10 protein-coding genes are annotated in these 11,575 nt (G+C 70.8%); 3 read left to right on the top strand and 7 right to left on the bottom strand.

The features are described 5' to 3' along the window. Nucleotides 1-23: 23 nt before the first annotated feature. The 3 genes from OG219_RS37780 to OG219_RS37770 all read right to left on the bottom strand — a co-directional run bounded on the left by OG219_RS37780 (nt 24) and on the right by OG219_RS37770 (nt 3,215). On the bottom strand, nt 24-731 hold the full coding sequence (locus OG219_RS37780; RefSeq protein ID WP_266834310.1) for a restriction endonuclease: 708 nt from the start codon (nt 729-731) through the stop codon (nt 24-26). Between the two features lie 361 nt (nt 732-1,092). Next, nucleotides 1,093-2,529 carry a HAMP domain-containing sensor histidine kinase gene (locus OG219_RS37775; protein WP_266834308.1) on the bottom strand — a complete coding sequence of 479 codons (1,437 nt, stop codon included), beginning with the start codon at nt 2,527-2,529 and terminating at the stop codon, nt 1,093-1,095. Continuing rightward, a complete protein-coding gene (locus OG219_RS37770) occupies nt 2,526-3,215 on the bottom strand; it encodes a response regulator transcription factor (RefSeq protein WP_266473748.1) in 690 nt (229 codons plus the stop codon). The genes OG219_RS37775 and OG219_RS37770 overlap by 4 nt, the downstream gene beginning before the upstream one ends. Before the next feature lie 151 nt (nt 3,216-3,366). Here OG219_RS37770 and OG219_RS37765 point away from each other — a divergent pair, with 151 nt between their 5' ends. Genes OG219_RS37765 through OG219_RS37755 form a run of 3 tightly spaced genes read left to right on the top strand, consistent with a single transcriptional unit; the run spans nt 3,367 to nt 6,161 of the window. Next, nucleotides 3,367-4,704: a ferredoxin reductase family protein gene (locus OG219_RS37765; protein ID WP_266834304.1), complete on the top strand. Its 1,338-nt coding sequence runs from the start codon at nt 3,367-3,369 to the stop codon at nt 4,702-4,704. A gap of 10 nt (nt 4,705-4,714) precedes the next feature. Then, complete coding sequence (locus OG219_RS37760; RefSeq protein ID WP_266834302.1) at nt 4,715-5,431, top strand: FMN-binding protein; 717 nt, start codon at nt 4,715-4,717, stop codon at nt 5,429-5,431. A 1-nt stretch (nt 5,432) separates the two neighbouring features. Next, nucleotides 5,433-6,161 carry an FAD:protein FMN transferase gene (locus OG219_RS37755; RefSeq protein ID WP_266834300.1) on the top strand — a complete coding sequence of 243 codons (729 nt, stop codon included), beginning with the start codon at nt 5,433-5,435 and terminating at the stop codon, nt 6,159-6,161. 63 nt (nt 6,162-6,224) lie between these two features. Here OG219_RS37755 and OG219_RS37750 read toward each other — a convergent pair whose 3' ends face one another. The 4 genes from OG219_RS37750 to OG219_RS37735 all read right to left on the bottom strand — a co-directional run bounded on the left by OG219_RS37750 (nt 6,225) and on the right by OG219_RS37735 (nt 11,462). Then, nucleotides 6,225-8,855, bottom strand: a complete 2,631-nt coding sequence (locus OG219_RS37750; RefSeq protein WP_266834298.1) for an immunoglobulin domain-containing protein — start codon at nt 8,853-8,855, stop codon at nt 6,225-6,227. 93 nt (nt 8,856-8,948) lie between these two features. Then, nucleotides 8,949-9,488 (bottom strand): hypothetical protein, encoded by a 540-nt coding sequence (locus OG219_RS37745; protein ID WP_266834296.1) that lies wholly within the window; start codon nt 9,486-9,488, stop codon nt 8,949-8,951. 199 nt (nt 9,489-9,687) lie between these two features. Beyond that, nucleotides 9,688-10,659 carry an HtaA domain-containing protein gene (locus OG219_RS37740; RefSeq protein ID WP_266834294.1) on the bottom strand — a complete coding sequence of 324 codons (972 nt, stop codon included), beginning with the start codon at nt 10,657-10,659 and terminating at the stop codon, nt 9,688-9,690. A gap of 50 nt (nt 10,660-10,709) precedes the next feature. Further along, complete coding sequence (locus OG219_RS37735) at nt 10,710-11,462, bottom strand: hypothetical protein (protein WP_266834292.1); 753 nt, start codon at nt 11,460-11,462, stop codon at nt 10,710-10,712. Between the last annotated feature and the right edge of the window lie 113 nt (nt 11,463-11,575).

Raw genomic sequence — 11,575 nt, 5'->3', positions numbered from 1 at the left:
AGAAGCCGGTCCCGCACCGTTCCTCAGGACATCGAAGCCGACCGCTTCCCCGGCGGGGGCAGCTTCTGGAGCAGCTCCCAGAGGGGGCGCGAGCCGCCCGCCCACTCCCCCAGCGTCCCGCGGTCGACCAGGTGCAGCTTCTGGGACTTCGCCAGCGGCTCACATCCCGCGGTGAAGCGTCCGTTCGTCACCAGGACCACCACGTCCCCGCCGTGCAGTTGCCGACCGGTTCCGTTGAGCACATGCAGATCCGGGGTTCCCACCGCTGACCCCGAGGCCCCGTTCTGCCGGTGCTTGCACTGGATCACCCAGCGCCTGCCGAGCGGATCGGTCGCCGTCACATCCGCGCCGTTGTCCCCGGCGCCGCCCACCTGTACGGCGTCCCCGCAGCCGTCACGGCGCATCAGGTCCCGTACCGCGAACTCGAAGTCCTCGTGATGGAGCCTGTCGAGCTGAGGGAGCTTGTACCGCAGCCTCCGTACGTGCGCCCACTCCCAGCGAGCGCTCACCGCCCACCGGGTGAGCCAGAGACCGCCCGCCCCGACCACCACGGCGGCGAGCACGGCGAGCAGCCACCAGTTGTCCAGCAGCCACTGCACTACGGCGAGGCAGAGCGCGACACCTGCGGCGGCCGCTACGACGAGCGCCGGCCGCTGGGGCCCCTTGGGCTTCGTCGAGGCGCGCGCAAGGCGCTTACGGGGCCGCCGCCGCGCGGGCGGGCGGCGGCTCATCGCTGCCCCCCGACAGCGACAGGACCGCAGACACCCGACATCGGAGTCCCACCGTCGTGCTTCACGTACGGATCGATCCAAGACACCGCGTCCCCCTCGGCGATCCTGCACACGGTCACTCCGACCGCACAACAGGCATTGGAGCAGGCACCTTTGACACTAAGTCAGGTCTCGCCGACCGCTGGGAGCGAGCGCCGCTTCCGGCCACCTCGACGGGAGTCCGCGGACGGCCCTTCCGCCACTTGTCCCGCAGACCGGGGATACACATGCCCGAACAGTTGTGCGCAACCACAACTGTTCCAACCGTGCCCCGCGCATCGCGCTCGTGGACCATCCGAAGTCGGCCGAGAAGCGCGCCCCGTCAGGGACCGGCGGTGAGGGGAATCCTGATGGTGAAGGCCGTCGCGCCCGGGCGGCTGGTCAGTTCGACGGTGCCGCCGTGTGCCCGCACCAGGGACAGCGCGACCGCGAGGCCGAGACCGCTGCCGCCCCGGTCGCGGCTGCGGGCCTTGTCGACGCGGTAGAAGCGGTCGAAGACCTGTTCCTGGTCGGCGGCGGGGATGCCCGGGCCCGAGTCGGCGACGCGCACCACCGCGGCGCCGGAGTCGACGGACACCTCCACGGACACCCGCGTACCGGCCGGGGTGTGCACGGCGGCGTTGGTGAGGAGGTTGTCGAGCACCTGCCGGATGCGCAGCGGGTCGAGGCGCAGCCGGACCGGTTCCGGGCCTGCCTGCACGGTCAGTTCGTGCTCGGGGTGGCCCGCGCGGAAGGCGTCCGCCGCCTCGCGTGTCAGCTCCGTCAGGTCGGCGTCCACCAGCCGCAGCGGTGCCTCCACCTCCCCGGCGTCCAGGCGGGCGAGCAGCAGCAGGTCGTCGAGGAGTATGCCCATCCTGGCCGCCTCGGCGCGCAGGCGGGCCAGGTGCTTGTCGCGTTCACCGGGTTCGTTGGCCGCCGCGTACTGGAAGAGGTCCGCGTAGCCGCGTACCGACATCAGGGGGGTGCGCAGCTCGTGCGAGGCGTCCGCGACGAACCGGCGCAGCCGCTGTTCGGCCTCGGTGCGGACGGCGAGGGAGTCGTCGATGTGTTCCAGCATGGTGTTGAACGCGGTGCGCAGTTCCTCGACCTCCGGGCCGCCGTCGCCGCGGTCGGCGCGTACCGGCAGCCGGGCCGATTCGGTGAAGTCGTGGGAGGTGATGCCACGGGCCGTGTGCGCCATGTCGCTCAGTGGCCGCAGGCCGCGCCGCAGCACCGCCCGGCCGATGACGACGAGCGCGAGGAGCGCGAGCGCGAACGCGACGACCTGGACCGTCACCAGCTGCTGCATGGTGTTGTCGATGTCCTTCATGGGCGCCGCGGTGACCAGGACCACGCCGGGTTCGACGGCGCAGGCGCGCAGCTGGTACGTGCCCTCGCCCTCGATGTGGGCGGTACGGACGAGGTCGGTGGAGCCCGAGTCGGCGAGCGCCGTGGCGGCGGCGGCGAGTGCGTCGTCGTCCGCGGGCGCGTCGGCGGGCTCGCGGATCTCGGCCGTACCGCCGGAGACCTTGTACGAGGCCGTGTACCAGCCCCAGTACGGCTCTCCGTGCTCGTTGTCGTTCTCCTTGGCCTCCTCGGTCTGGGTGAGCTGGACGACCTTCATCTGGTCGTTCAGCTGGCGTTCCAGGTAGTCCCGCATGTGCATCGACATCGCCGTGCCGACGACGGCGAACGCCACGAGCGACAGCACGCCGAGGCCCAGGGCCAGCCGGGTGCCCAGGCGCATCCTGCGGTAGGTCTCCCGGAACCGGCGGATCACTCGGCGACCTGCCGGACCACGTACCCGACGCCCCGCACTGTGTGGATCAGCGGCTCGCCCACGTCGTCGAGCTTGCGGCGCAGACGGCTGACGACCAGCTCGACGACGTTGGAGCGGCCGCCGAAGCCGTACTCCCAGACGTGGTCGAGGATCTGGGCCTTGGTGAGCACGGTCGGTGACTTGCGCATCAGGTAGCGGAGCACCTCGTACTCGGTCGGGGTGAGCGTGAGGAGCTTCTCGTCGCGCCGTACCTCGCGGGTGTCCTCGTCCATCGTCAGGTCGGCCACCCTGAGCACGGACCGCTGGAACCCGGGCCCGGCGCTGCGCCGCAGCACGGTCCGCAGCCGGGCCATGAGCTCCTCCACCGCGAAGGGCTTGACCAGGTAGTCGTCGCCGCCCCGGGTGAGGCCCGCGACCCGGTCGGCCACACCGTCCCGGGCGGTCAGGAACACCACGGGGACCATCGTCCCGGACTGACGCAGCCGGTCCAGGACGCCGAATCCGTCGAGGCCGGGCAGCATCAGGTCGAGCACCACGATGTCCGGATGGAATTCGGCGGCGCGGCTCAGCGCCTCCTCTCCGGAGTTCGCGGTGACGGCCTCCCACCCCTCGTAGCGGGCGACCGTCGCGACCAGGTCGGCGATGGGAGGATCGTCGTCCACGACGAGAAGTCGTACTTTTTCCACGAGCCCATAGTGCTTCACGCGCCTGCGAACGCCATACCTGCGGGCTCGCCACATGCGTATCGGTAAGAACTTGAAAGTTGATCGACAGGTAAACGACAGCTCCCACCCGGCAGGCTCGGTGTCCCCGGACCCGAACGAGGAGCTCCCGTCCGTGACGACTGTCGAACGTCTTCAACCGCCCCCCACGGCGGTACGCCCCAAGGTGGTGGCCCGCACGGGCCTGTACGCCTTGCTGGCCGTCAACGTGGGCGTGGTGGCCGTCTTCTTCCTCCAGTCCCCGCGCGACTCGAACGCCCTGATCCTGATCGGGCGGCTCGCCGGCCTGTACGGCGCGCTCCTGATGGCCTTCCAGCTGCTGCTGGTCGCCCGGCTGCCGTGGCTCGACCGGCGGATCGGCATGGACCGGCTGACCTCCTTGCACCGCTGGGTCGGCTTCAGCCTGCTGTGGACGCTGCTCGGGCACGCCGTGTTCATCACCTTCGGCTACGCCGAGTCCTCGTCGATGGGTCCGGTGGACCAGCTGGTGAACCTGGCCGAGACCGTCGAGGGCGTGCTGCGGTCGATCACCGCGCTGGTGCTGATCATGGTGATAGGCGCGGTGTCGGCGCGGTACGCCCGGCGGCGGCTCGCGTACGAGACCTGGCACTTCATACACCTGTACACGTACGTGGCGGTGGTGCTGGCGTTCACGCACCAGATCGGCGTCGGTACGACCTTCACCACGTCGTCCACGGCGACGGCGTACTGGTGGGGCATGTGGGGCACGGCGCTCGGTGCGGTGTTCCTGGGCCGGGTGGTGCTCCCGCTGTGGCGGAACCTGCGCCACCAGCTGCGGGTCTCCGCCGTCGTCCCCGAGTCCGACAACGTCGTGTCGATCTACATGACGGGGCGCGACCTGGACCAACTGCCCGCGCGGGCGGGCCAGTTCTTCCTGTGGCGGTTCCTGACCAGGGACCGCTGGTGGCAGGCCAACCCGTTCTCGCTGTCGGCCGCCCCGGACGGCCGGACGCTGCGCCTGACCGCGAAGACGGCGGGCGACGGCACCGCTGCCCTGCGGCACATCAAGGTCGGCACGCGCGTCTTCGCCGAGGGCCCGTACGGCGCGTTCACCACGATGCACCGGACCCGGCCGGACGCCCTGCTCATCGCCGGCGGCGTGGGCATCACCCCGATGCGGGCGCTCCTCGAGGAACTGCAGGGCCACGTGGTGCTCATCTACCGGGTCGCCAGGGATCAGGACGCCGTCCTCTACGAGGAGCTGCGGGACCTGGCCCACGCCAAGGGCGCGATGCTGCACCTGATCAGCGGACCGGTCGTGCCGGACCGGCTGGCGCCGCCCGAGCTGGTCAAGCTCGTGCCCGACATCACCGAACGGGACGTCTATGTGTGCGGCCCGCCCGGCATGACCGGCGCCGTCCTGCGCACGCTGCGCGAGCTGGGCGTGCCCAAGCCGCAGATCCATTCCGAACGCTTCAGCCTGGCCGGATGAGGGGAACACAGTGAAGCGAGTACTGCCTGTCGTCGCCCTGTCCGCGTTGGGCCTGATCACGGTGTGGCGCTACGAACCGACGGCCGACACGTCGTCCGCCGCCACGACGGTCACCGAGCCCGCCTCCACGCCATCCGCCTCCTCCGGTTCCTCAGGCACCTCCACGCAGGTCGTCGCGGGCTCGACCGTCGCCACCGAGAAGGGCGACGTCCAGGTCGAGGTCACCTTCGACGGCGACACGATCGCCTCCGTACGGATGCTCACGCAGCCGAACCACCCGCAGACCACCGCCGCCGTCCCCAAGCTCATCCAGGAAACCCTGGAGGCACAGAGCGCCGACATCGACACGGTCTCCGGCGCCACGATCACCAGCGACGGCTACAGGGAGTCCCTACAGGCCGCCATCGACGCGAAGCCGGAGACCTCCACAGCCTCCCCCTCCGCGTCCGCCTCCTCGGAGGCCGCGTCCGAGACAGTCGCGGGCTCGACCGTTGCCACCGAGAAGGGCGACGTGCAGGTCGAGGTGACCTTCGAGGGCGACACGATCGCCTCGGTGCGGATGCTCACGCAGCCGAACCACCCGCAGACCACCGCCGCCGTCCCCAAGCTCATCCAGGAAACCCTGGACGCTCAGAGCGCCGACATCGACAACGTGTCCGGTGCCACGATCACCAGCGACGGCTACAAGGAGTCGCTCCAGGCCGCCATCGACGCGAAGGGCGCCTGAAGTGCGGCGGGTCGAGCATGTGATGGGGTTCCCGGTGTCGCTGCGGATCGACGACGGGGACGGGGAGTCCCAGGAGGAGGCTGCGGACGAGGTGTTCGCGTGGCTGCGTGAGGTCGACGCGCGGTTCAGCCCGTTCAAGCCCGACAGCGAGGTGTCCCGGCTTGACCGGGGCGAGCTGGCGGCCCACGAGCTCAGCCCCGACCTGGTCGAGGTCCTCGACCTGTGCGAGGACTACCGGGTCGCGACCCTCGGCGCCTTCCAGGTGCGGCTGCCGGGCCGCGGCCTCGATCCCTGCGCGATGGTGAAGGGCTGGTCGGTGCAGCGGGCCGCGGATCTGCTGGCGGCGCGAGGGACGGCGAAGTTCTGCCTGAACGCCGGTGGCGACGTGGCCTCGGTCGGCGGCCCCTGGCGGGTGGGCGTACGCCACCCGGAGCAGGCCGACAAGCTGTGCACGGTGCTGGAGATCAGCGACGGCGCGGTGGCGACCTCCGCGCGGTACGAACGCGGTGACCACATCGTCGACGGACGCACCGGCCGGCCGGCGACCGGTCTGCTCAGCATGACCGTCGTGGCCCCGTCACTGACCGAGGCGGACGCGACGGCGACAGCGGCGTTCGCGATGGGCGCGGAGGGCATCGAGTGGGCCGCCGCGCGGGAGGGCTGCGAGGTGTTCGCGGTCGACACCGCGCACCGGGTCTTCCGTACCCCGGGACTGCCCGTCGCCGCGTGACGGCATGTTCTACGTGAACGAGGGCTCCCCGCAGTGTGCGGGGAGCCCTCGTCGTCGTACGGCTTACGGGGTGTCCGTACCCCTCACCTGTGCGCGCCGGTAGACGAACCAGCCGCCCGCCGTGAGCAGCGCGGCCAGCGCCGCCACGCTCAGGACGGTGACACCGGTGGAGGCGAGGCTGCCGCCGGTGGTGGTCGTGCCGGTGCTGGTGGATCCGCCGGTGGTGCCGCCCGTGGTGGAACCGGAGCTCGAACCGCCGGTGCTGGTGGTACCGCCGGACGTCGTGCTGCCGCCGTCCGTACCGCCGGTGTCGCCGTCGTCGGTGTCGACGGGGTCCTGGCCGACGAAGGCGACGGGCACCTTGACGTCCTGGGAGCGGTCGCCGGAGAGGGTGTGGTCGGCGCGGGTGGCCAGGACGCAGGTCACCTCGAAGCAGTCGGTGTACTCGTCCTTGGCGTCGACGGTGAGTTCGACCTCGAAGGAGCCGTCCTCGCCGTACGGGATCGCCAACTCCTCGCCGTAGTCCGGCGGGTTGGAGGAGATCCACGCGGAGGAGTGGGAGGCGCCGGTCATGTCGACGCCGCCGATGCACGGGGTGGGCAGTTCGCCGTCGCCGTTGTCGACGCACAGGGCGACGTAGATGCCCTTCTCCTCGTCGTAGCCGGAGCCCGTGACCTTCAGGGTCTGGTCCTCGGTGGCGAGGTTGTTGACCGGGGTGACGGTGAGCTTCTGGCCTTCGGAGCCGGTGACCGTCTTGGTGCCGGAGGGCTCGGTGTCCTCGTCGCCGTCGTCGCCTCCGGTGGTGGTGCCGCCGTCACCGCTGGCCTCCGTGACGGTGAGCGTGATCGGTGAAGTGCGGGTGGTGCCCACGGAGTTCTTGAACTCGGCGCGGTACTCGTAGTCGTCCTGCGCCGCCTTGGCGGTGAAGGTGTACGCGTTCCGAGTCGCGCCCTCGATCGCGGACCAGGTCTGGCCGCCGTCCGAGCTGACCTGCCAGTTCACGGTCGGCTCCGGGGTGCCCTCGGCCGCCGCGACGAACGTGACCTCGTCGCCGGGAGCGGCGGAGCGGTCCGTCGGGGACTGGACGACCTTGGGTGACATACGGAGGTCGAACTTGACGACCTTGCTCTCCATCGACCGCGTGATGTAGACGGACGTGGCGCCGGGGGTGACGGCGACGCCCGCGTAGCCCACCCTGACGCTGCCCGGCAGGGCGACGTCGGCGGCCACCGGCTGGAAGGTCGCGCTGTCGAGGATCTGGAGGGTTCCGGTGTTGTCCGTGGTGCCGTCGGAGACGTCCTCGCGCAGTACGAAGGCCCGTCCGGTGGTCTGGTCGAAGGCCATCGCCATGGACCGGTCCGCACCCGTCAGGGTGGTCAGCAGCTTGGCGTCCTTGTCGAAGACGAGCACGGACGTGCCGTTGCCGACCCAGACGTTGCCGGTAGCGGGGTCCGGCTCGACGAAGGTGAGGATGTCGGTGGTGAGTTCGGCGGTGGCGGTGACGTCGAAGGTACCGGTGTCCACGCGGCGCAGCACGCGCTTGCCCTCGGCGGTGCCGACGGACCAGGCGGCGCCGTGGGCGGCGTCCACGCCGAGTTCGTTGCCGCCTTCGAGGGTGACGGTGTCCTTGACGGTGCCGGTGGCGATCTCGACGCGGCGCAGTTCGGGTCCCGCCGCGACCAGCACGGTGGAGGTGTCGGCGTCCTGACCGACGCCGGTGAACGTCGCACCGGTGGCCCAGATGCCCTGCGCGACCGTGTCGCCGTCCTTGGCGGTGCCTATGCCGCGCAGCGGGTAGTGGAAGACCACGCCGTCGCCGGCGAGCGAGGCGACGATCCGGCGGACCACCCGGTTGGCCATGGCACCGTTCAGGCCGGGGGCCTGCGCGATGTGGCTGAGAACCTTGCCGTCCTTCGGGTCCAGGACATACAGGCCCTGCTCGGCCACGTCCGCGGTGTCGGGGATGTTGTCCGAACCGACGTACAGCTTCCCGGAGTCGGGGTGCAGCAGCAGGTCGAGGGGCCGGCCGGCAGTGGTGAACTCCGCGGACTGGACATAGCTGACCGTGCCCGCCGGCACGTCCACGCCGTCGCCGTCGTCTCCGTCACCCGGGTCCTGGCCCTCGAAGGTGATCGGGATGCGGACGTCCTGGGAGCGGTCGCCGGAGCCGTTGTGGTCGACACGGGTGACGACCGAGCAGGCGACCTGGAGGCAGTCGAGGCCACTGTCCTTGGCCTTGACGCCCAGCTCGACGTCGAAGGTGCCGCCCTCGCCCCACCGGATCGCGACCCCGCCCGCGCCCTCGTCCGAGGCGTCCCTGGGGATGATCCAGATCGAGGAGCCGCTGCCCCCTGTCTGGTCGGCGCCGCCGAGGCAGGGGGTGGGGACGCGGTTGTCGCCGTTGTCCTTGCAGACGGCGACGTAGATGCCCTTGGTGTCGTCGTAGCCGGAGCCGGTGACGGTGAGTTCCTCGCCGGCCGGGTCCAGGTTGGCGGAGGCGGAGACGGTGAGCTTCTGGCCGTCCTTGCCGAGGGCTGTCTTCGGGGTGTCGGCGGCCTGGGCGGTCGAGCCGACGGTGACGGCCACGGCTCCGGCAGCCACCAGGGCGACGGCTCCCAGGAGCGCCGCGGAGCGTCTGAAGCGGGGTCTGGTCCTGTCGTCCCGCCGCTGCCGGTCGGGGCTGTCGTCTGTCATGAAGAGTTCCTCGGGTGACGGATGATCACTGGGTGGAACGGGCCGGCCGGGAGGGCCGGCCCGCGTGGCGTGACCGGTCGGGCTTACGGGCGCCTAGTTGAAGGTGACCGGGATGTGCACGTCGTACTTGCGGTCGCCGCTGTCGAAGTGGTCGGCGCGCGTGACGATGGCGCAGTCGACGTCCTGGCCGCAGACGCTGCCGTCGTCGAGGGTGGCCTGGACGTAGATCTGCACGCTGAAGGTGCCGCCGGTACCGAACTTGGAGCTGTTGGCGAACAGGCCGCCGAAGACGTTGTTGATCCAGTGCGAGGCGCCGGTGGCGCCGGTCTCGTCCTGGCCGCCCAGGCAGGGGGTGGGCTTGTTCGCGCCTGCGGCGCCGTCGACGACACAGAGGCCGACGTAGATGCCCTGGCCGGTGTTGTAGCCGGAGCCCGTGACGGTGACGACCTGGCCCGCCGCGGTGACCGTGCCGGGCGCGGTCAGCGACAGGTTGTAGGTGGTGCTGCCGTCGACGACCGTGCGGGTCGAGGTGGCGGCGGAGGCCGAGGTGGCCAGGCCGAGGGTCAGCGCGGCGGAGGCGACGACGGCGAGACCCGCGCGGGCGGCGGTACGGGCGGACGGAACAACTCTCATGGGGAAGAGCACCTTTCTCGGTGTCAGGAAAGCCGGACAGGCCACGGAACCCATCTACAGCTTAGGTAAGGCATACCTAAATATGAATTTCAGTCAGTTGTCAACGGAAGGCAAAGAAATCCCAACTACCGATAAAGAGACGGGAGTTGGGCATGCCTGGGAGCGGACCCGGAGGGTCCGCTCCTTTGTCGGCGTTGGATCAGCCCGCGTCCCGCACCAGGAACTGCGCGACCGCGCTGCGCGCCCCGGTCACGGTGTACAGCTCGACCGTGTGGGCGCCCTCGACGGCGGAGGCGTACACCGGGAACGTCCGGGAGACCCGGCCCTCGGCGTCGGCCACCGTCTGGTACCGGGTGTCCTCGTCGATCGCGACCAGGACCACCTCGCCCGGCTCGAACCCCTCGCCCGTGACGTCCTGTTCGGCGCCCGCGGCCAGGTCGGCGAGGGCCACCGCCGCCGTGGGCCCGGCCCCGTCGGCCGTCTGCTCCGGCGCCGTCTGCTGTTCGTCCGGGGCGGTGGCGCCCGGTGACGCCTGCGGCGTCTCGTCGGGCTGCGCGGGGTCCTCGGACGCACCGCCCGCGGATCCCGTTCCCACGGTCACGTCGAGTGTGCCCAGCCCGTCCCCCGCCGCGAACTGCTGCCCGCTCCAGGTGGACAGCAGCCGTGCACCCTCGTCCGTGAGGGACGCCCGCAGTCCGGTCCAGGTCACACCGCCGTCGCGTACGGCGGGTCCGGCACCGCCCGGCCGTACGCCGGCCAGGGCGAAGTCGCGTTTCCGGCCGTCGAGTTCGGTCCGTACGTACAGCGCACCGGCGCCGTCCTCGATGCTCAGCCGCAGGCCGTCGAGGAGCAGGGTTCTGGCCGGGTCCGCGGACCCGGTGAGGCGGGCGGTGCCGCCGAGGTCGATGTCCGCGTCGCCGGTTCCGGGGTCCGTACCGCCGCCGGTGGCGGGGAACCAGGTCCGGTCCGCGGACCCTCGTACGGCGGGCGCGACGGCGTCCAGCGACACCCCGTGACCCGCCAGCGCCGCGGAACCCGTCGCCCAGCTCACATAGCCTCCGGACACCTCGCGCGGGAACGCGCCCCCGTCCTGCGCCGCCGCCGCGCCCGGGCAGAGCAGCGCGAACAGGGCACCGCCCGCCAGGACTACCGCAGTGGGTCTTTTCCTCACCTTGAAACCCCTCCTCAACATCCGAGCCCCCGCTGGAATGTGACGCTTCGTCAGACCGTGCTCGCGTCGCCCGGCCGCCCGGCACGGCGCCGACGCGCCCAGAACCAGGTCCCGGCTCCGACCGCGACAAGGCCGGCCGCGGTGAGTCCGAGCGGTACGGCGAGATCGGCACCGGTGCTGGCCATCGAGCCGTCCGAGGAATTCGTAGAACTCCCGGTACCGGCCGTGCCGCTGGTCGTCGAGCCCGATCCGGCGGTCGCGGTCGACGACGGTTCGGCCGACGCCGTGCCATCGCTGTCGCTGCTCGCGGCGCCGCCGAAGGTCACCGGAATCCGGACCGTCTGGCTCTGGTCCCCGCCCCGCGTGTGGTCGTTGCGGGTGATGACGGAACAGGTCACGCCGGACTTGGTGCAGTCGGTGTTCGCATCCTTGGCGCGCACCTTGATCTGCACGCTGAACGAGCCCTTGTGCGCGCTGCCCGTATAGGGCTTGGCCAGCCCCTCGCCGTACGAGGGCGGATTGGAGGAGACCCAGACCGAGGCCCCGGAGTCGCCGGTCATGTCCACCCCGCCGACGCAGGGCGTGGGCGTCTTGCCCGCCCCGTTGTCCACGCAGAAGGCGACGTAGATGCCCTTCTCCGTGTTGTAGCCGGAGCCGGACACGGTCACCGTCTCGCCTGCTTCGGCGAGGCCCGTGGCCTTGGAGACCGACAGTTTCTGTCCCTCGGGTCCCGTCGCCGAGGTTCCCGCGGCCATGGCGGGCGAAGCCGCCGGAAGCGCCAGGGCGACTGTGACCCCGGCCACAGCGGACCATGCAAATCGCCTGCCGCGCAGGCCACTTGAGAATTTCATGTCTACACCCCCACCACGAGTTCCTAAGGTAAACCTAACCTAAGCTATAGATCAACTGTGCGATG

Origin of the sequence: Streptomyces sp. NBC_00038 (genome assembly GCF_026343635.1) — a bacterium.
In the GTDB taxonomy this organism is placed as follows: Bacteria; Actinomycetota; Actinomycetes; order Streptomycetales; family Streptomycetaceae; genus Streptomyces.
This window is presented reverse-complemented; position numbering and strand designations above follow the sequence as displayed.